This is a genomic window from Sanyastnella coralliicola, assembly GCF_030845195.1.
Taxonomy (GTDB): domain Bacteria; phylum Bacteroidota; class Bacteroidia; order Flavobacteriales_D; family Sanyastnellaceae; genus Sanyastnella; species Sanyastnella coralliicola.
On the sequence record NZ_CP132543.1, the window covers coordinates 2,479,202 to 2,500,550 of the forward strand.

The following is a 21,349-nucleotide window of genomic DNA, read 5'->3' on the forward strand; positions in this document are numbered from 1 at the left end:
GAGTCTAAAACTTTTCCGAAATCCGTGGTTTCGACCCACAAGATTCCTTGGTACAACAAGTAGCACAGTGCAGCCAAGATCAACACAAATCGAATCACGCGCGTTCTGCTTGACTGTTTTGCTCTAACTCTGCGAGAGCGATCAAAGGAAACACGCGGTGGTGTTGCTTCGTCGGTAACTTCGCCACGTTCTCTTGCTATCTCTTGATCAAGGCGCTCTTGTCTCTCTTCAAGTTCCCTTTTCTTGGGATCGTAGTGAGGAGAGCGAAACTCGAATCGACGAGGTTCTGTACGAACATTTTTAAAGAAAAGACGTGGCACTCGCATAGAAGATCAAATTTACAATCTTCATCCACAAAGAACGTGCCTGAGCTGGCTTAGTTCACAGTTGTCAGTGCGGCAATGACCTCATCGGTCGAACTTGCCCCATCAAAATAGCTTAGAAGCTTAGCGATAACGCGGTCTACAATCGCGTCTGGACAAGACGCACCGCTGGTTACGATGATTGTTGGAGAGTCATTTGAAGGCAGGTAGTTACTGCTCTTCAAGACCTCCTTTGTGTGTATGTCAAAGTGACTGATTTCGTCACGATTTAGAATATCCTCTTCCGTTTGGATAAAGAAGGTGGGCATTTTCTCCTCGCAAAGCTCTACCAAATGGCTTGTGTTCGAGCTATTGTACCCGCCAACCACAATGGCTAGATCGGCACCTTTTTCGAGCAAACCGTAAGTCGCCTGCTGATTATCATTCGTTGCATAACACAGGGTATCTCGCGTATCTGCGAAATGCTGTTTCATGTTTTCCTCGCCATGAATGGCAATGATCACTTGCTTCAGATGATCAGCGATGGCTTGTGTATCACTTGCCAACATAGTGGTCTGATTCACCACCCCAATCTTATTGAAGTGCACGTCAGGATCAAATCCTTCAGAATACTGTCCTTCAAAATCCTTGTAGAACTGATCCTTCGGCAACTCCTTTCGAATGTACTTCTCGAGCACCTTTGTCTCATCCATATCTTTCACCACAACTGCTGCAGCATTTTCTCTGGCATGCGAAAAAGTAGCACGCGTCTCTTCGTGCTTCGGCTTTCCGTGGATGATGATGGTACAGTCTTGTTGTCCGAGCTTCGCAGAGCGGTTCCATACTTTCTCAACGAACGGACAGGTCGTGTTGTATTGCTGTACTTCAATTCCGCGATCGCGGAAATAAGCCTCCACTTCAACGGTAGTACCAAACGCAGGAATGATTACCACATCATCCGTAGTCACTTGGTCAAAAGGAATCAACTCATTCCCATAAGTGTCTTGCAGGAATTTGATTCCACGATCAGTGAGATCGGCATTGACAGAAGGGTTATGAATCATCTGGCTCAGCAAGTAAATCTGCTTCCCAGGATTTTCATTGAGCGCCTTGTAAGAAATCTCAATAGCGTTCTCCACCCCATAACAGAAACCAAAGTGACGCGCTAGCATAAACTTCACCGGACCAAAATCCAATTCAGTCGGACTAAAGTCTTTCTTCTTAGGATCCTGTGCTTTTCGGAACGCTTTCACGCGACTAATAATCGGTGAACGGTAGAATGTAGGGATGTCGAAACTTCTCATCGATGTAGTAACTCTGCAAAGCTAAATTTGTTTTGCGATACTTCGAGGTAGACGGTGGACGGTGGACGGTGGACGGTGGACGGTGGACGAAAATAAACCTTCCACCCTCAACCGTCTACTTTTTTCCGGCGTCCGGCAACTGTTTTCATAAGGACACAACCACCGCGTTCCGCGATCCGCATTCCAAACCCCGTCAACCGTCCACCGTCCACCGTCCACGGTCCACCGTCTACCATCTACCGTCCACCGTCCACCGTCCACCGTCCACCGTCTACCGTCCACCTGTAAGGCGAATCCTACATTTCTATCAGCCAACCCTCGTACAGTTCTCACGTACACGAACATGAAATTTAGCCGCCCAAATGTTTGAAAGAACTGCCATAAAACGATCATCAGGAGTGAAGCTACTCCTGCTGTGTGCTGTTCTTCTATTTACATGGACGCTGACAAGTTCCATGAAGGTAGTAGAGCAAGAAGACCAGTACCTGGAAGTTGACCTCGCGATTTCGATTGAAGGTAAACGTCCGGATAATGCATGGGTGACTGTGTACGGTATTGAAGAGAAGCCGCATGAATTCCAAGCCGATAGTAAAGGCATGGTATTTCTCATTCTTGACTTCGGAAAAGAGTACCGCGTGAAAGTGGAAGCTGAAGGTTGCTTATCAAAGAGTTTGATCTTTGACACCACCGATTCTAAAGCAAAGCACGACGAATACCCTTGTGATGTAGATTTAATCACTTTTGATGCGAAAAAAGGTGAGACGCCTTTTGACGATGTACCCATCGCGGTAATTCGCTGGCATCGAATGAAACGAAAGTTCATCCACGATCTTGAGTACACAAAGGAAATGCAGAAGAAGTACCGTGAGATGGTCTCTGCTCAATGATCTATTTAATCCACTCCTGAACCCTTTCTTCCAACCTGCCCTTTCTTCGGTCTTTACGTAGACGCTTTAGTTCTTCGTCTTTTTTGTAATCCGAACACTTTCCGATAGCATCTGTCACTGCTTCGAGCCCTGCGACGTGAGCATTCACTTCATTGCATTCTTTCTCTGGTGTTTCCATCAGATACATTGCCATACCGTGTAGCATCGGGTATAAAAGCTCTGGGTGACTGCGTAGAAATGGCATAGCCTCTTTCTTCACATCAACAATGAGGTCTGGGTGTCCACTGAGCCACACTAAGACAAAGGCGTTAAGCTCATTTCGGTCAGAGGCACAGTAATCTAAATCATGCGCAAGCAGCCATTCCATGCAATCAGCTGCCAAGGCATCTGCGCTGCGGTAATCGCCGGGCTCTTCAAAGGTCATCCCTTCCGGAATTCCAGGTGCATCGCATTGCGCTACCGTTCCGAATGGAATCAGAAGAATGAGGAGTAGAAAGTATATGTCAGTGAATCGTCTTTTCAACGAATTGGATATCGAATTTCGTCAGTTCATCAAGGATCGGCTCGTAAACCTCTGGTAAGATAGGCATTTGTACGCCTGTCAGCTTCATCTCACCATTCAAGATCATCTTCGCAGCAATTCCCATTGGTAAACCTACGGTATTGCTCATCGCCGTATAAGTCTGGTCTTCACCAATCGCCACCATTGACGACTGCACTTGATGCTCTTGTCCGTCAAGCTCATAATCAAAACGGTGCCACATGACGATCATGTCTTTGTCGTTTTCTTTCAGCTTCCATTTGTCTTCAAGCAATAATTGTAGCAACGCCGCTGGTGTGGCGCTATCCACGCCAATTTTCGTTGAGTCGAAGATTCCAGTCCATTTCAGCATATCCATTGTTTCCTCGTCGAGGTTGAGGTAATTCTGAATCTTTGCTTCTACGGGAAGTTCTGGATCGTACTGCAAGTATGAGTTGATGAAATCACGCCAGGTCATGTTCTTGCTTTCCACTTCAAAATCTTCCGTGGTCATCCCCAGTTGAACGAAGACATTCCAAGCTTTACAGTAGCCTTGTCCGCGAAGTGTACCCCGGTAAATCGTTGGAACATCTTCCAATCCGTATACACTGCGGTATGAAAGGCTATCACGATTAGCGTAGCCTTCGAAAACACCGTAGCCTTCGATTTCAATTTCCTTGTAGCGTTCGAAAATCTTGTGAATCGGGATGTACTTCAGGTTGTGGTTTTGGATGTACTGCGCCGTCCCCCCCATCCCTGCCATGATCACATTACGTGGGTTCCAAGTGAACTTGTAATGCCAGGGATTATCATCACTTTCTGGGGCGATCAAACCACCAGTAAACGACTCAAAACGGATGAGTTTTCCTCCTTTCGACTTGATCTCATCAATCACGCGCATCGCACTCATGTGGTCAATCCCTGGATCCACTCCCATCTCATTTAACAACAATACCCCTTTGCGGCGGGCTTCGTCGTCTAACTCCTTCATCTCCGGAGAAACATAACTTGGGGTAATCAGATTCTTTCCAAGCTCAATCGCATCAGTCGCCACCATCATGTGCATGCTCGCTGGCAGCATAGAAATCACGAGGTCACACTCCTCAATCAATTCCTTTCTTCTCGGATGATTATCGGCCTCGAATAACAGCGCCTCTCCCCTCTCATTTCCATTCAACTTTGACTCGGCCAATGCCAGATCACGATCTGCCAAGGTCACTTTCCAATCTTGTGCCTCTGCGTTGTCAAGTAGGTACTTTACTAGGGAAGAACTAGACCTTCCCGCACCAATCACTAGAATCTTCTTCACGTTGCTGATTTTGCGCCAAAGATAGAATTTCTTGGGTCTAGGAACGCAGATCGCGGAACGCAGGATTTGGATCGCGGAATGCGGATTGCGGATCGCGGATTATGGGGGTCTTAGTGATTCATTCCCAGCCATTTTTGAGGCCATGACGGCTGCGGATACTTCGTTTTAAACTGTGAAGCTGAGCTTGGATTATCCTAAGACTTTCGAAAATACTTGATAGTTCAGCGGATCCAATAAATCCCAATTGTTCTGCAATCTTCAGTTGGGTCACTAACTCAGCAGCTGACCCCGTAGAATGATTCAAAAAACGATGGTAATTACGTGGGCTTCCTGAAGCAGCACCTTCAGCGATATTTGAAGGATTAGAAATCACAGATTTTCGGACTTGATATCGTAGAACTCGATCATTATCCAATTCAACAGAATCCAAGAGGCGGTAGCATTCAACGACCAATTTCATGGATCGCTGCCACACTTCTAAGTTTTCGAATGAGTTGTTATTCATACACCTAATGTAGTAGCAGATTCACCCGGTTTAACAACCGTTTTACAGTCGTCGACCAAAAATTCACCACCGTAACCCTCATTCCGCGTTCCGCGTTCCGCAATCCGTATTCCGTATTCCGCGATCCGCATCCCGCGATCCCTATTTCCTTAAAAACATTTTTGGCACGCTGATTGAAAGGATAGAAGAAACACTAATTTAGACCCGAAAACTTATCCTTATGAAGCAACTGCTACTCTCTACCGTATTCGCACTAGCAGCCATTGCAGCTTCGGCGCAAGGAGCCACGGCGATCTTCTTCACTGAGTTTGGTGAGAAGTTTACCCTCTACATTAATGGAGCTAAACAAAACGACACACCACAAGCGAATGTGCGTGTAGACGGATTGACCCAGGAATTCTTCCAGGTTCGTGTTGATTTTGAAGACGACATGAACGCTGACTTTGCAGCCAATGGAGGTGCAGAGAAAGGAATGGAATCAACAATCATGATTAAGAAGAATAAGAAAGGACGTTTCGTTCTTCGCATGAATGGTGTTGCTCCATTGGGTACAACTGCGCCTGCAGAACCAATGGAAAAAGAATACCCTGTGGTTCCAATGGAAGCTCCGGAAGAACGTCCGGTGAAAGAAACTGTTGTACAGGAAACGATTACTACACGTCCGGGTACTACAGAGACCGTGACGACAACAACAACCGTAAAAGACGATGACGACGAAGTAGGCATCAGCATGAAAGTTGGTGATGAAGAAGTAGGCATCTCGATCAAAGTTCCAGGGATGGAAACAATGGAGTCAGAGACAACCGTGACTGAGACTATTTCGACGACTACGACAACAACGACCATGACTACTGAGGTAGAAACTATGGACATTGAAGATCAAGCGATCACCTTACCTGCTCCAGCTCCAGTTGAAGGACCATGTGCTTCACCGATGGGTGATGGTGAGATGGACGAGCTAAAGCGTTCGATTGAAGACAAGAGTTTCGAAGACTCGAAATTGACAATCGCAAAGCAAGTAACGAAAGCGAAGTGCTTCACGGCACGTCAGATCAAAGAGATCATGATGTTGTTCTCTTTTGAAGATACGAAGCTAGAGTACGCTAAATTCGCTTACGACTACTGCTTCGATCAAGACAACTACTACGTCGTTAATGATGCCTTTGGGTTTGAAATGACGATCGACGAACTGAATGAATTTTTGGAAGGAAAGTAATTTCCTTCCCTAACCAAAATTCTCTCCTTAAGATGAAATTTCTGCTACACTATACCGCATTGATTTTAGCCCTCTTCCTGATGGCAGGGTGTGCTACGTCGAAGTCTTTCGCTAAGAAAGGTGCTAAGCTGGAGGAAGCAGGCATGATGTCTGAAGCTGCCCAGATGTACTACACTTCTTTGCAGAAGAACCGAGGCAATGTTGACGCTCAGATCGGAATGAAAAAGACCGGTCAAGTAGTGCTCAATAAAATGTTGCAGGAGTTCGTCACCATGAAGACCTTCGACGACAAACGTAAAGCCGTAGCTGAATACCAGGCTGCTGAGCGTTATGTCAATCAAGTGAAGAGCTTAGGGGTAAACCTAGAGATCCCTGACTTTTACCGTACCGATTTCGAGGAAGTAAAGCACTTGCTTATCAATGAGCTTTACGATGAAGGAATCTCGCTGCTTGATGACGGAAAGTATCAAGATGCTGAAGCACGCTTCAATGAAATCGCGAAGCTCGATCCTGAACACCCAGAAGCAAGTGACCTTGCTGCTATCGCTTACTGCGAACCTTTGTACAAGAAAGGTATGGAGTCGTTCGAGCTAGAATACTACCGCGCAGCGCACGATAACTTCCAGATGGTGATGTCTCGCATCCCTACTTATAAGGATGCTCCTCAGTACCGTCAAGAGGCACTCGATCTTGGGCTATTCACTGTGGCTATGTTGCCATTTGAGAATAGTACCATCCGCAACGGTCTTGATGCGAAAGTGGAAGCTTACGCACTAGAAGCATTGACCGGAGTGGATGACCCGTTCCTCAAGATCGTAGACCGTGACAATATTGAATTGATCCTCGAAGAGCAGAAGCTTGGATTGAGTGGAGTCATCGATGAAGAAACCGCTGTTTCAGTGGGTGAATTGATTGGTGCACAAGCAATCCTTACCGGAACAGTACTTGGATACAATCGCGAAGAAGGCGATGCTATTCGCACGGAACGTGAAGCTTACGAGCAGTACAAGGTGAAGAAGCTTAACAAGGAGACGAATAAGTACTACTACGAAACGAAGTACCGTAAAACGAATTACGACGAACTTTCTCGTCGCAATCGCGTAACGGTTTCATTCCAGTACAAACTGATCTCATTGAAAACAGGTGAGATCCTGAAATCGAAAATTGTTGATCGTGAAGTGACTGATCAAGCAACATGGGCAGAGTACGATGGTGAACTGAATACGCTCTACCCTGCACGTTCGAACGGAGTGAGTTTAAATGCTCGCGCTCGTCAGAACCTGCACAACCAGATGTCTGCGAATCGTAACCCACGTTCTGCAGAAGATTTGACAAACGATGCCTTTCAGCAAGTCAGTAGAGACATGAAAGGTGACATTGCACAACTATTGAAAGAATTGGTGAAGTGATCAACGTAATACGACATATCAGCATCTTTGGTGCCTTGGTGTTGCTTTTCGCCTGTGGCGGAAAGGAGATCACGTCTACACCTGAACGAACTCAGCCGTCATGGGTGAATAATCGTCCGATCAACCCGAGTTACTACATCGGAATCGGTTCGGTGAGCAAATTGGCGGAACCTGTAGACTACGCCGCGGTAGCAAAGAAGAACGCCCTTAGCGACCTCGCCTCTGAGATCAAGGTAGTGGTGAAAAGCGAAAGCTTCCTCAATACTATGCAGGTGAATATGAATGTGCAGGAAGAGTTCAACTCGACCATTGCCACATTCACAGATGAAGAGATCGAAGGCTTTGAATTAATGGATGCCTGGGAGACGGAACGAGATTACTTCGTGTACTATCGTTTGTCTAAGTCTCTGCACGAACAGATTCGTACTGAACGTAAGCGCTCATTCATGCAGGCGGCGTATGATCAGCTCGTAAAGGCGCGCGAATCGCGCGATAAAGGCGACATTCAAGGAGCCGCTGATCTGTATATGCGTGGTCTCTTCGAAATGAAAGACTACTGGAGTGATGTCAACCGCTGGCAAGACGGTATGGAAGAGATTTACCTCGACAACACCATCTTCCAAGAAATGCGCGACATGGTGAATGCCATTGAATTCACCGTTGACAAGGAGAACATCCTCTTGAACTCGGAGAATCGATTTGACGAAACGGTTCGTGTTTTGGCCAGCTATGAAGGGAAACCTGTGAAGGGAGCCCAGCTTTCGTACAAGTACGACAACGGTAAATTCCGACTAGCAGCTACTGCTAAGACAGATGTAACCGGAGCATCGCGAATTGTAGTTGACAATGCCAACTTGAAGAACAACAGCAACCACCTCGACATTTGGTTCGATACTGATGATCTAGCTCCAACAGATTTAGATCGTCGATTAGTTGAGCCATTGATGGAGAGTCTTCGCGCACCAAGCGTAGTCATTCCTATTGTGGTTGATTTCCCAACGGTCAGTTTCCGCGTTAGCGAGAAAAACATGAATAGCCCATTGGGAACGGAACGTCTTGCCACACCGCTAAGAAAAGAGATGGCCGAACAAGGATTCCGCTTCACAGAAGATGAAACAAATGCTGACTACGTAGTTAGCATTGACGGAAATACACGCCAAGGTGGAACAGCACAGGGATTCCATGTTGCTTACCTCGACATCGTGTATTCGGTAAAAGACAAAGAAGGAAATGTATTGATCCAGAGTAGTGAGAACAATATCAAAGGACTTCAGTTGAATTTTGACTCTGCCGGACTCGAAGCCTATAAAAAGGGTGAGAAGAAGATGGAAAAAGAAATCGCTGAAAGCATTATTGACACTATACTTTGATAGTTTGGCACAGCATTTGGATAATCCTTATCAAACACTAAGAATCGAATAAATACCAGGAATATGAAAAAGATCACCTCTACCCCAGCCCTTGCGATGGTACTAGCTATGGCGATGTTCATCACAGTAGGAACCGGTTGTAAGCGTAAAAAAGAAGTTGAAGACCCAAAACCAGCTGGTGAGGTTCTTATCAACGAGTACTGTACCGGTGATTCGTACATGTCAGATAACAAGACATTCCGTGCCGCAGCTACAGGAGAAAGTCAGAGCCGTGAAACAGCAAAGAAAATCTCTCGATCAAATGCTGAAGACGAAATTGCACGTACTATCTCTGCCACGCTACAAGCCGTTACTGACAACTATGTAAACTCAACGAAGTTCAACAACAAAGAAGAAGTAACAGAGACGTTCAACAACCTTGCACGTACCGTAGTAGATCAGCAGCTACGTGGAGCTATCACTATCTGTGACAAGCTTACACAGAAGCCAAACGGGAACTACGTGAGCTACATCGCCATCGAACTCTCTGGAGAAGATATTGCTTCTGCCTACAACGAAGGTCTACAGAAAGACGAAAAGATCAAGGCAGACTACAACTACGAAAAGTTCAAGGAGACTTTCGAAGCTGAAATGGAAAAGCTCGGAAACCAGTAATTGGAACTCCTTCCCTGATATTTGAAAGCCTCCACATTGTGGGGGCTTTTTTTTTCCGGCGTCCGGGATCCGGCATCCGTAGGTGTACTCATGAGTGGACGGTGGACGGTGGACGGTGGACGGTGGACGGAACAAAACGAATTCACCTCTTATCTCTGGCATTAAGGGCAAATCTCACCTGAAACAGGCGCAAGATTGCGCCGCTATAGGACCTGAGAGAAAGCATCAAAGTCCTTTAGCGATGCACCTGTCCCGTTCTTCGGGATTCATGCACCTTTTAACTCTAACCACCCACGGACGCCGGACGCCGGATGCCGGACCGTAGTAGCCTTACCGCCCTCCAGCGAATTTACTTCCAATCACTTAGAGCGGATTCTTATCTTTGCCCACCCGTAAAGCACTACTAGTATGACCCGCGCTGCCCTCATTCTGTTTGGATTGATGCTGAGTTTCGTATCGCAAGCTCAGATCTATGGAGATATCATTGAGTATTGGGATTTCGAAGATGGAATTCCTGCTGACTGGTTGAACGAATCAGAATCGGGTATTGCTGAGTGGGAATACCGAGGGCCAGACACGGAACCAGATAACACCGTTTGTTCTCAAGGTTCATGTGGAGGGAATTCCGTTCCGATTGAATCTGAATCAGTTGACAATGGCTTCGTCATCTTCGATTCAAACTATTGGGATGATGATATTGGTCCTTGCGGGAATTTGGGATCAGGACAAGCAGCGGCGCCACACTTCGCCACCTTGACTACGGGGAGCATCGATTTGACCGATTTTGAAGATGTAGCGCTTACCTTCCAACAACAATACCGTCACTTTGAAACTGAAACTTATGTTGAGGCTTCTATCGACGGAGGCGAAACTTGGGAAGTGGTGTACAGCAACCCTACTGAGTTCTCTGCGCAGAGCGGACCAGGAGAATGGGCGACAACGAACATCTCAGAATTCGCTGGAGGACAGTCGGATGTCCAGCTGCGTTTTGTGTTCACTGGAACCTACTACTGGTGGCTTCTTGATGATATCGCCCTTTATGTTCCTAGCGACAACGATTTGATCATCACCGAGGTGATGTACACAAATTTCGATGGAACGCTGGAGCCGAACGGATTTGGTGACATTGAATACAGTGCCTGGCCTGACTTCATGATTCCAGATTTGAACTTCTCTGGATTGATCACCAACGTTGGTGCCCAGATGCAAACAGGAGTATCAATGAACGTGCGCATCACCAACGAATTGAGCGAGTTCATTTATTCAGCGAACACTGAAATTACTGACCTGGCTGCTTCTGACACGACAACCGCATTCTTCGAAGATCCGTACGACCCGCTCACCACGATTGGTGAATACACCATTCGATTTAAAGCAGAGCAAAATCAAGAAGATCAGACGCCACTCAACAATGAGCTTTTCAAAGACTACCGTGTCACTGAATACATCTATGCGCGCGATGAATTTGAGGTAGAAGACACTTTTGTTCCTTCAGGCATTTACGCTGAAGAGAAGTATGAAATCGGAAACCTCTACGAGTCGCAGATTACAGGGAATATTTTCCATTCTATTGGTGTCGCTATCGCGGAAGGGTCTATTCCTGGAACAGAGATCTATGGTATGGTGTACGACGCCGGTCTTGATAGCGTCATCGGAATGACCGATCCATACATCATCAATGAGTTTGACGTCAACGAAACTGGTGGAGAGTACATCGTTCACCTGCAACTGCAAGAAGATATTCTGACGCATACAGACACACTTTATGCAGTAATGGTCGGTTTCGAGGGCGAGGATGGAGAAATGTTGATCGGACGATCAGGATCAACGCCTCCGCAGTCTTCATTGATTTCGTACCCTGACATCAACGGACTCTTCTACTTGCTGAAAGCACCTATGGTGCGTATGCACGTTTTCCCTGCCGGCACCATTCCTGGTTGTCTTGACCCAATGGCAGCGAACTACGACGATACAGCTGATACCAACGATGGGTCTTGTATCTACCCTGGCTGTACTGATCCTGAAGCAACGAATTACGATGCCAACTCCAACTTCGAAGATGGAAGCTGCGCATTCACCGGATGTACTGATCCTGAAGCAGACAACTACGATCCAAACGCCAATACTGACGACGGATCATGTCAATACTCTGGATGCACAGACCCGGGAGCGAACAACTACGACGAAACAGCCAACGTTGATGACGGCAGTTGTGAGTACAACGAGGCCTTCCTAGGATCTGATGTGATTGATGGATGTGCACCACTAACGGTGACTTTCTTCAATCAAACGGATGTAGTTCCTGAAGGAACATGTTCGTTCGACATTGCCGGACTTCAAATGATTGAAGATTGTGTTGAAGAATTTGAATTCACCTTCGATACCCCAGGTACCTACGAAGTGACCTACGTTTACACAGTAGGCGAATTTGAAAGCACATTCACTTTTGGCCCTGTTACGGTTTATGAGAACCCCGCTCCTCCAGTATTGACATACAACGAAGGCGAAAACCTCATCGAATGTGCTGGGTGCGAAGACGCAGACCAAATCATCTGGTACCAGAACGATGAAGTTATCGAAGGCTTAAATGCTGATAGTTGGGCTCCGCTTGATAACGGTCTCTACTCAATCGAAATCATCACCTCAGAAGGATGTTCTGCAATAAGCGACGATATCCTAGTAGTGATCATCTCCGTGGAAGAATACGGACTCAGCAGCGTAGAGCTCTACCCGAATCCAACTCAAGGTGAATTCACGGTTGTAACGAGCACAGTTGCTGACGAAATCGCCATCATGAACCTCGCAGGACAAGTCCTCAAAAGCGTTCAGCCACTCACCAACACCAGCGCCTTTGATCTTCAAGGCCTAGCTTCAGGTGTTTACTTCGTGAGAGTGACTGAAGGTGGAGTGGTTACGGTGAGAAGGGTCGTTCTTCAGTAATGGTTGACGGTAGACGGTGGACAGTGGACGGTGGACAGTAGACAGTGGACGGTGGACGGTGGACGGTGGCAAACTAACGCCTAAAGCCTATGGCCTATAGCCCCCCTAACCATGCTACCGCCGCAGGCGGACTAATCATGTTATTCCGGCATCCGGCGTCCGGCATCCGTACTTTACTAACGCCTAAAGCCTATCGCCTAACGCCTACACCATTTGCAACCTACGAGCCACTTTTCTCGTTAACTTAGTAGGAACCAACCGAGGATACAGTGCGACTACACCTCCCAATACTTGTAATCGTTCTGCTACTTTTTTCGTGCAAAAAGGATGAAACTATTGTCTATCAGGACAATACCATCCCTGATTATTCAGGTATTCCCACGATTGTAGTGCAGAATTACGTGAACAGAATGTACATCGACCTCATCGGCCGTGAGCCGTTGGATGTGGAGATGGATAACCATGTCGCGTACCTCGAAGAAAACGGACTTTCAGCTTCCGCTCGTGGAGTCATTGCTGACGAATTGATGTTCAGCACTGCCTACGTTGAAGGTGATAGCACCTACAATCACGCTCACTTTTACAGACTATATGAACTCGCGAAGGCTCGCTTTATTGAAGGCGCGTCGGAGGCGGTATTACAGGAAGATTGGGCCGTATTGAATAGCAATGCGGTGAACGATTCTCTCAACGGTAACATCGCGGGATATCAGTTCAACCGAGCACAGGCGAATAAGATTCTCGACATCCTGAATTCGCGCGAACAGCTGAGAACAGAAGCAATTACCATCGATGAGATGATGCGTCGTATGATGTTTAACAGCATCTATGACGACATCAACATGAACAGCTTCAACTTTGTGAATGCGACGTTCGATGATCTCTACTATCGCTTCCCAACGCAAGATGAATTTGATAACGCTTACCAGATCATTGAGTTCAATGAACCCGCGATCATCTTTGGTCAGGTAGCTTCGAATAAACCAGAATATTTGGATGCACTCACTGCTACGAGTGAATTCCACGAGGGAATGATCTATTGGGCTTACCAGTCGCTGCTTGCGCGCGACCCTTCTTCACAGGAGGTATTTGAGCTCATTGGAAACTTCCAGAATACAATGAATTACCAGGCTGTCTTAAAGACGGTCTTAATTACTGATGAATATGCAGGCTTTGACTAAAGGCATCATACTGCTGGGAATCTTCGGGCTGATTCTCACTGGATGTCGAAAAGAAAAGGAAGCAGAGTTCGTGCTTAACGATGTTGAGCTCTACCCTGCTTCGGCTGGAAAAGACAAGCTGAAGACGAATGAGCAGTATGTGGCCATTCTCTACTCAAACCTTTTCCAAACAGCCCTTTCGCCGAACGATGTGTTCGACCTCAACTCTTGCATTGAATCCATCGGTGATAAGGAACTCGCACGTGAAGTCATCATTAGCAACTTCATGAACAAGCCCGACGTGCAGATTCCAACGGTAGAAACAATGAACGCAGATTTGGATGCCTTTATCCAAGATACCTATGTGCGCTTCCTTGTTCGTCTACCGAATGAAGCAGAGAAAGAGTACATGCGCAATTTCATCACGACCAACCCGTACGTGACGCCCGAAATCGTGTACTTCTCTTTCGCATTGTCAAACGAATACATGTACTACTAGGCCTATGAAACGCAGAGATTTTATCCGTAAGACTGGCCTAACCGCCGCTGGAGCTTTAGCCTCACCATACATTCTTCCAAGTGGACGACTATTCGCGCCAACTGGAAGTCGTATGAACGGACACGTCGTCATGGTGATGTTCGCCGGTGGAGTACGTCAACAAGAATCGATTCTTCAACGTTACCTCGACGATAGTCAAGAAAACGAGCCATACCCAGGGAATATCATGTACAACATGCTCAATGGGGAGGAGCCTGAAGAGAAGATCGTATATGGTACAGGACAAGGTGGAATCAATCCAATTCCACAAATCCTAGATCAGACGCTTCAAACACAGGGAACTATTTTCCGTGAAGTTTCGGCTTTGAGTGCAGGGCACTATGGTGGTCTGAACTCGCTCATTCAAGGGAGTACTGTTACTACGCAGGGATTGAAGAATCGTCCGTTGAACCCGACCATTTTTGAGTATTTACGTCGTCATGGCGGCTACAGCGCTACCGATATGTGGTTTATTGGAAATGGGATCTCGAACTCAGTGCCTTTGTTGAACTACAGCGGACACTCTGATTACGGAGCAGCCTACGGTGCGAACTTCTTTGCGCCAAGTGTGACCTTCTCTGAAGTTGGACAAGAGTTCTTGGGTGATGCGAAGATCTATCACCCAGAGAACGAACTGGCTCCGATGTATCAGCTGAAGTACTTCCTTGACAACAGCTTTGAAGAATACGCGGGAGGATTGCTTTCACTAGGAAACACGGAAGAAGAAAAGCAAAACATTAAAGGCTTCATGGACGATATGTTCACCCGAACACAAAACGGGACCATCGCCATGCCGCCGTTGACTGATAACAATGATCTCGCCACCGTAGGTTATGCTTGTGAGGTGATTCGTCACTTCAAGCCGGCCTTAACCGTGGTCAACTTGAACTCAGTAGATAGCTGTCACTCGAACTTCTCGGGTTACTTGAGCTCTCTACACCGAGCTGATCACGCCATTGGACATCTCTGGAATTTCATCCAGAATGAAGTACCGGAAATTGCCAACGACACTACAATGATCATCACTCCTGAGTGTGGACGAAACCTCGAGCCGAACAACATTCTCGATGAGAACGATTGGCGAGCTTATGACCACTCAGATTTGAACTCACTGCGTGTATGGACAACGATGGTTGGACCAAACGTTCCTTCGAACCTTGAAATTGGTGGAGAAGGAAATCCAGTAGGACAAGTAACAGATACCATGATGACCATTGCTGATATCCTAGGTGTAAAGCCTGAGGTGCAAGGGGCTGGATTGGTAGCACCAGGTACAAACTCCTTATTCGATTTGATCTAAATGCAGAAAGCGAAGCTGGTCATATTGCTCTTAGTGCTTGGGTTGGTCTTGGTTCAATGTAAAAAAGACGATCCCGAGAATCCTTACGAGGACATTGTGCGTGTTCAGAATGACAATCCTGACGCCAATGATCTTCCTGTAGGCAATTTCGCTTGGCTGCATGCGAAGGTGTTCAAACCAACGTGTGCAAATAGCGGCTGCCATGATGGAACCTTCGAACCGGAGTTCAATACCATCTCGAGTTCTTACAATTCACTGGTGAATCACTCGGTAATCTCCAATGACGCTGGGTTTACGTTCAACTATCGCGTTGTTCCAGGAAGCGCTAGTCAAAGCCTGTTGAATGAACGATTGACGAATGACATTCCGAACTCTTCGGGTATCATGCCTTTAGAAGTGGATGAGGATTCAGACTGGAATGAATTGAGTGCTTCTTACATTTCCGCGATCGCGGAATGGATCAATAGCGGAGCACCAGATATGTTCGGAAACATGCCTGGCGAAGCCGGAGCAGACTTACCACCACAGGTGGAAGGATTGATGGCTTTTCCTGCTGGAAACACCACTACGCCTTACGAGCGGGATGAAGATGGCTTTGGAATTACGCCAATCCTCGTAGATGCTGCTCCAATTGATATTTGGGTGTACGCTACGGATGACCAAACAGCTCCGCAAGACCTCATGGTCAATGAAATCCGCTACGCCGAGAGTATAGAAGAAATCGATTCCGCGCTAGCGAGTTTATTCAGCACCGGAGAAAACGTCAATGGACTCAACTTCAACGACGCTCCTGTGACCTTCTTGCATAAAGCGACCATTGATCTCACTAACGTGGAATCGGGAACGACCCTCTTCTTGCGCACCTACTTCGATGACGGAGCACAAGAAAGCGTAACCGCCATTCCGAACGAGAATAGCAACGAAATCATTACTTCCATTTTTGTAATTCGTGTCCAATGAGAAAGCTGATATACATAGCGATCTTGGCATTGGCCGTGAGCGGATGCAAGAAAGATGAGGAGGTCAATCGCATTCCTGCGATCGAGTTTATTTCCATCTCAGAAACGATGGTGGTGAGTTTTGAAAACTCCGTCACCATTCGATTCTCTTATACAGACGAAAACGGAGACCTTGGCTTCGCTGATCCAGACGCTACTTCGCTAAGGATCAAGGATGCCCGACTCTCAGATTACGATTGGTATCATATTCCTCCTATGACACCAGATAACCAGGAATTAAATATTTCAGGTACCTACACCGTGGAACTCAACCCACTCTTCATCCTCGGTAACTCAGAACAAGAGACCACAAAATTTGACCTTCAGATCAAGGATCGTGAAGGCAATTGGAGCAACACGATCAGTTCACCGACGGTGACGATCGTTGAAAGCATGTGATGTATGATTAGAAGGGTTTGGTTCATAGCATTCTTATTCATCGCGAGTGCCGTGAGCGGTCAAGATTTCATGGAATACACCATGGCGGATACGACCGTGACGGATTGTGATGGCTTCCTATCGGATACCGGTGGGCCAGACATGTCGTACAGTATCAATGAAGACCTCATGTTCACGGTGAACACCGGTGGCGTTTCTATTGAAGTAGATTTCCTTGCCGACGTTTGTATCGAAGATGGTTTCGATACCCTCTATGTCTATGACGGTGTCGATGACAATGGAATATTGCTTGCTGCGATTTCTGGTTTTGACTTCACACCTCCACAATTAGTGGCGACTAGCGGTGCGGTTACTTTTCACTTTGTTTCTGATCAAAGTGCGAGTTACTGTGGCTTCGAAGTCTTTTGGAACACCATTGTTGGTCCGCCTACACCGCCAACGGCATCAGTTGATGCTCCGGCATGTGGGACCAATGAGTTTATCGTCGATTTCTCCTACCCCATTGGATGTGAATGGCTGTTGGAAGATAGCGTGACCTTTGTGGGGAATGGCCCCATCGACATTCTCAATGCCGAGGTCATTTGTACAGATGATGAAGGCACCCAAGCTTCTTTCATCACCGCCTCCCCCTTGGATTATAATTGCGAGTACTTCGTTGAGATGGTCTTGGCAATTCCAGATGTCTGTGACAGCATTTGGCATTTTGACGTAACAGCCTCTTTCCTACTGAGTACCTGTGATTTGCAGAGTTATATTATCGCGGATGAAGAAGAATTATGTGGTGGCGGATGTACAAATATTGAAGCCGGAGTGAGCGGTTGTTTCGAGCATTCATATGTCTGGGACAATGGTCTTCCGGATGGTCCTGGTCCACATCAGGTTTGTCCTGAAGTGACGACAACCTACACGGTGACCATCACCGAATTGGCCACTGGAAACGTTGGGACAGAGAGTATCACGATCAATGTCGTCACCCCTACCATTGATCCGCCAAGCGGACCAATGTGCCAGAGTGAGCCTGCGTTCTTCCTCCAATCAAATACGCCCGGAGGTCAGTGGTTTGGACCTGGCGTTCAAGACGAAGATTCTGGCTGGTTTGTGCCCGATAGCTTGAATCCAGGCATCAATGTGATCTACTATGTCGCCACCGAAACGTGTTTTGATAGCGTCATCTACGACGTCACTGCCATAGAGGCCGGACTGTTCGACGCAGCTTGTCCGGGTACTGCGCCGTTCTTCCTTGATCCTGAAACTCCAGGAGGTACATGGCAAGGTGATTCGGTGACCGTTGATGGCTGGTTCAACCCAGAAGTAGCGGGTACCTATCCTTTGGTGTACTCGTTGGATGGGTGTACAGACACCCTGATTGCTACAGTTGCTGAGATTACCGGGACTTTCGATTTGGGTGATATGTGTCAATCGTTGTTCCCGGACACGCTTGACTTCTCCCCTCTTGGAGGAGAATGGAGCGGACCAGGTATTCTGGATCCGCTTTACGGAATCTTCTCTCCAAATGACGCGCCTCCAGGTCCGCATACCCTATTGTATCAAGTAGAAGGTTGTGACCAGGAGTTCACCGTAAACGTATTGGAGATCTACACCGGAGAGCGTGTTCGAAGTAGTTGTCCTGAACAAGCCCCATTCATTCCCCAGCCTGATTTTGCTCCGGCTGGAGGAAGTTGGTCTGGCGATGGAATCACCGACGCTAACACCGGAATGTATGATCCAGGAAGCGTTCCGAATGATTATTGGGCAAACCTCATTTACACTGCTCCGAACGGATGTCAGGACACGATTTTCTACTACAATCGCCAGACTGAAATCCCTGTAGACACTGCTTGGTTCTGCATTACTGATGATCCGCTCAACATGAACGAGAATAACACGGGAAGGACTCCTTTTGGTGGTATTTGGACTGGTGCGGGGATTTCGAATCCATGGGGTGACCGTTTTGATTTCACACCTGCATCTGCGGGTGTTGGGGCACATTGGTTGACCTACGAAGCCAACGGCTGCAGCGATAGTCTTTTGGTTTACGTGATTCCGACCGAGTTGAACGCGCCAAGTCATCAAGTCTGCACGAATGCTGATCCGTTCTACCTTGATCCAAATCAGCCTGAAGGAGGCAGCTGGGTTGGATTGGGCGTGGTTGAGCCTTCGACAGGCCTGTACGATCCTTCGCAGTCGTTCGAAGGCAGTTATTGGATCTATTGGACCACACCAACCGGTTGTGGAGATTCTGTTTTTGTCGAGGTGGAAGAGTTCTTCCAAGCCACTTTGACTGGACTAGAAGAAGTCTATTGCTGGAGTAATGAAGACATTCCACTGGAATTGTTCCCAGACGATGGAACCTTGACCGGAAGCACAGGGCCAGATACCTTCAACCCAGCGCTAGCAGGCGAAGGAAATCACGTTATCACTTATGAATGGTCAGGTAATTTCTGTGCTTCTAACGCTAGCGCGGAAGTCTTTGTCTACCCTCAATTGCTGGCGTCGCTCCAAGCGAGTGATACGGTGATTTGTCCGGGGGCTGGAACGCAGCTAAGCGTAGTTGCCGAAGGTGGAATTCCCGATGTCTTGTACGAGGTTGAGTGGAGCGATGGTCTGTTTCCGGTGACAGAAGTGACGGGCATTCCAGAAGAAAGTCAATACTTCTATGTACAAGTCGACGATGGCTGTTCAGACACCTTCATCGACAGTGTTTGGATTGAAGTGCTTCCGCGCATTGAACCTGTTGTGACGACGAGTGATACACTTTGTTTCGGCTATGACGGTGGTTTCGCTAGCGCGGAAATGGACATCCCTGAAGAGTTTACGATCACTTGGTCTGGAAATGGAGATATCGACGGAAACGATATTTACACAACCGCAGGTACGGTGGTTGATTTGAACATCATCGACATCGACAACGGTTGTGAATTTGATAGTCTGGTGCTTGTGCCTAGCTACACGCCAATCGCGGCACTCTTCACCCCAAACCCCAACGAAGATTGTATCCCCTGGACAAGTCAACCGGTGACCTTTATCGATTTCAGTCAACACGGATTGACCGGACTATGGGACTTTGGAAATGACAACATCGAGCTCTACAATCCAGGAACCAATCCGACCCAGAGCTACGATACGCCGGGAGACTATACGGTGTCCTTGTACATTGAGAATGAAGGAGCATGTCCAGACTCCATCACACGCAACGTCTGCATCCTGCCCCCTACACCGATTTTCGTTGCTGACATCTTCTCACCGAATGGAGACATGATCAACGACGAGCTCTTCGTTCGTGGATCGGGAATCATTGAAATGAACTTCACGGTTTACGATCGATGGGGTGAATTGGTCTGGTCAACAGACAACATGGAAGCCGGCTGGGACGGAAACTTCCGTGGGCAAGAAATGCCTGCAGGTGTGTATGTCTGGTTCTTGCGTGCCCGTTTGAACGACGGTTTAACAGAGGAATTAACTGGTAACGTGACACTCATCCGATGAAGAAGTGGTATCTACATATCATCCTTTGGGTAAGCGTTAGCGTTCCCACGTTAGTGGAAGCACAAGACCACGTACCGTCACAATTCTGGCGCAGCTTTATTTTGAACAACCCTGCCAACACAGCGTTGATTCAAGAAGACTACAGGGCCTTCACCAGCTACCGCAATCAATGGTCAAGCGTGAACTCGCCCTTCAAGACCATGCTCGCCGCTGGAGAAGCCAAGTTGCGGAAAGGAAACTTCTCATACTTCGGCGTAGGTGCGACAGTTTTGAATGACAAAGCGGGAGACTCGCAATTGGGATTGTTCCAAGCGAACTTGTCGTTTGCCTACCACATGCGCATAGGCAGCAAAGACGGACTCAGCGCAGGAATTGCGGCAGGCTACATGCAGCGCAGTATCAACATCGACGGCCTCGAATGGGACAGTCAATTCAACGGTGTAGGCGTAGATCCAACCCTTGCCAGCGGTGAATCATTCGGAAACCAACAGAGCAGCGCGATCGATGTCTCTGCCGGCATGCACTGGTCACACGACAAGGTTCGTCGATACGACCTTGGCATAGCCATCTGGCACTACGGACAAGCCTCAGGCTTTTTAGACAACAGCATTGAAAAAACTCTTCCACGCTACGTAGGAAACTTTGTGTGGTACGAAGATTTTGGTCCGGTAGGCGCAAGATTCCAGGCCCTCTATACCCAACAAGGCGGCGCCATGCAAGTCGTAGTCGGAGGAACCGGAAGGTACCGAGTGGGAGCTGATTCACGCTTCACCAGCGCCCGCACTAGTAACGCGATCATTGGAGGTATCCACTACCGCTACCAAGACGCCATCCTCGTTAATCTCGGTTACGAATACCGACGCCAATACGAGATTGGATTGAGCTATGACTTCACCACAAGCAATCTAGCCCGCAACAATCAAGGAAGAGGGGGATTTGAGATTACGCTTAGTTGGAAGGGGTGGTATGTGGATCGACGAATAAGGGTAAGGTAGACTATAATCGATAATCGATAATCTATAATCGATAACTGAGGGCGCTCGTTCAACATT

At 47.4% G+C, this 21,349-nt stretch carries 17 protein-coding genes; 13 read left to right on the top strand and 4 right to left on the bottom strand.

Annotation, left to right across the window (positions count from 1 at the left end; translation table 11 throughout):
* Positions 1 to 376: 376 nt before the first annotated feature.
* Positions 377 to 1,606 carry a 4-hydroxy-3-methylbut-2-enyl diphosphate reductase gene (locus RA156_RS10270; protein ID WP_306639921.1) on the bottom strand — a complete coding sequence of 410 codons (1,230 nt, stop codon included), beginning with the start codon at positions 1,604 to 1,606 and terminating at the stop codon, positions 377 to 379.
* 362 nt (positions 1,607 to 1,968) lie between these two features.
* On the opposite strand from RA156_RS10270, the gene RA156_RS10275 reads away from it, so the two are divergent.
* The gene (locus tag RA156_RS10275) at positions 1,969 to 2,493 is read left to right on the top strand and encodes a hypothetical protein (RefSeq protein WP_306639923.1); all 525 of its coding nucleotides are present in this window, start codon (positions 1,969 to 1,971) and stop codon (positions 2,491 to 2,493) included.
* 1 nt (position 2,494) lies between these two features.
* On the opposite strand, the gene RA156_RS10280 is transcribed toward RA156_RS10275, so the two are convergent.
* From RA156_RS10280 to RA156_RS10290, 3 genes are all read right to left on the bottom strand, one after another.
* Positions 2,495 to 3,016, bottom strand: a complete 522-nt coding sequence (locus RA156_RS10280) for a hypothetical protein (protein ID WP_306639925.1) — start codon at positions 3,014 to 3,016, stop codon at positions 2,495 to 2,497.
* Positions 2,997 to 4,322, bottom strand: a complete 1,326-nt coding sequence (locus RA156_RS10285; RefSeq protein WP_306639927.1) for a saccharopine dehydrogenase family protein — start codon at positions 4,320 to 4,322, stop codon at positions 2,997 to 2,999. The genes RA156_RS10280 and RA156_RS10285 overlap by 20 nt, the downstream gene beginning before the upstream one ends.
* A gap of 118 nt (positions 4,323 to 4,440) precedes the next feature.
* The gene (locus RA156_RS10290) at positions 4,441 to 4,827 is read right to left on the bottom strand and encodes a four helix bundle protein (RefSeq protein ID WP_306639928.1); all 387 of its coding nucleotides are present in this window, start codon (positions 4,825 to 4,827) and stop codon (positions 4,441 to 4,443) included.
* Between the two features lie 220 nt (positions 4,828 to 5,047).
* On the opposite strand from RA156_RS10290, the gene RA156_RS10295 reads away from it, so the two are divergent.
* From RA156_RS10295 to RA156_RS10350, 12 genes are all read left to right on the top strand, one after another.
* On the top strand, positions 5,048 to 6,043 hold the full coding sequence (locus RA156_RS10295) for a proline and serine-rich protein 1 family protein (protein ID WP_306639930.1): 996 nt from the start codon (positions 5,048 to 5,050) through the stop codon (positions 6,041 to 6,043).
* A gap of 32 nt (positions 6,044 to 6,075) precedes the next feature.
* On the top strand, positions 6,076 to 7,452 hold the full coding sequence (locus tag RA156_RS10300) for a CsgG/HfaB family protein (RefSeq protein ID WP_306639931.1): 1,377 nt from the start codon (positions 6,076 to 6,078) through the stop codon (positions 7,450 to 7,452).
* Positions 7,449 to 8,822: an LPP20 family lipoprotein gene (locus tag RA156_RS10305; protein WP_306639932.1), complete on the top strand. Its 1,374-nt coding sequence runs from the start codon at positions 7,449 to 7,451 to the stop codon at positions 8,820 to 8,822. Before RA156_RS10300 ends, RA156_RS10305 begins: the two co-directional genes overlap by 4 nt.
* A gap of 63 nt (positions 8,823 to 8,885) precedes the next feature.
* The gene (locus tag RA156_RS10310) at positions 8,886 to 9,476 is read left to right on the top strand and encodes a hypothetical protein (protein WP_306639934.1); all 591 of its coding nucleotides are present in this window, start codon (positions 8,886 to 8,888) and stop codon (positions 9,474 to 9,476) included.
* A gap of 408 nt (positions 9,477 to 9,884) precedes the next feature.
* Positions 9,885 to 12,416: a T9SS type A sorting domain-containing protein gene (locus RA156_RS10315; RefSeq protein WP_306639935.1), complete on the top strand. Its 2,532-nt coding sequence runs from the start codon at positions 9,885 to 9,887 to the stop codon at positions 12,414 to 12,416.
* A gap of 410 nt (positions 12,417 to 12,826) precedes the next feature.
* Positions 12,827 to 13,597, top strand: coding sequence for a hypothetical protein (locus RA156_RS10320; RefSeq protein WP_306639936.1), 771 nt, complete (start codon positions 12,827 to 12,829; stop codon positions 13,595 to 13,597).
* Complete coding sequence (locus tag RA156_RS10325) at positions 13,590 to 14,075, top strand: hypothetical protein (RefSeq protein WP_306639937.1); 486 nt, start codon at positions 13,590 to 13,592, stop codon at positions 14,073 to 14,075. The genes RA156_RS10320 and RA156_RS10325 overlap by 8 nt, the downstream gene beginning before the upstream one ends.
* 4 nt (positions 14,076 to 14,079) lie before the next feature.
* Positions 14,080 to 15,414: a hypothetical protein gene (locus RA156_RS10330; RefSeq protein WP_306639938.1), complete on the top strand. Its 1,335-nt coding sequence runs from the start codon at positions 14,080 to 14,082 to the stop codon at positions 15,412 to 15,414.
* Entirely contained in the window at positions 15,415 to 16,374 is a 960-nt protein-coding gene (locus tag RA156_RS10335; RefSeq protein ID WP_306639939.1) for a hypothetical protein, read from the top strand.
* On the top strand, positions 16,371 to 16,811 hold the full coding sequence (locus tag RA156_RS10340; RefSeq protein ID WP_306639940.1) for a hypothetical protein: 441 nt from the start codon (positions 16,371 to 16,373) through the stop codon (positions 16,809 to 16,811). Before RA156_RS10335 ends, RA156_RS10340 begins: the two co-directional genes overlap by 4 nt.
* Positions 16,812 to 16,814: 3 nt before the next feature.
* Positions 16,815 to 20,297, top strand: a complete 3,483-nt coding sequence (locus RA156_RS10345; protein ID WP_306639941.1) for a T9SS type B sorting domain-containing protein — start codon at positions 16,815 to 16,817, stop codon at positions 20,295 to 20,297.
* Positions 20,294 to 21,292: a PorP/SprF family type IX secretion system membrane protein gene (locus RA156_RS10350; protein WP_306639942.1), complete on the top strand. Its 999-nt coding sequence runs from the start codon at positions 20,294 to 20,296 to the stop codon at positions 21,290 to 21,292. The genes RA156_RS10345 and RA156_RS10350 overlap by 4 nt, the downstream gene beginning before the upstream one ends.
* Positions 21,293 to 21,349: the final 57 nt, after the last annotated feature.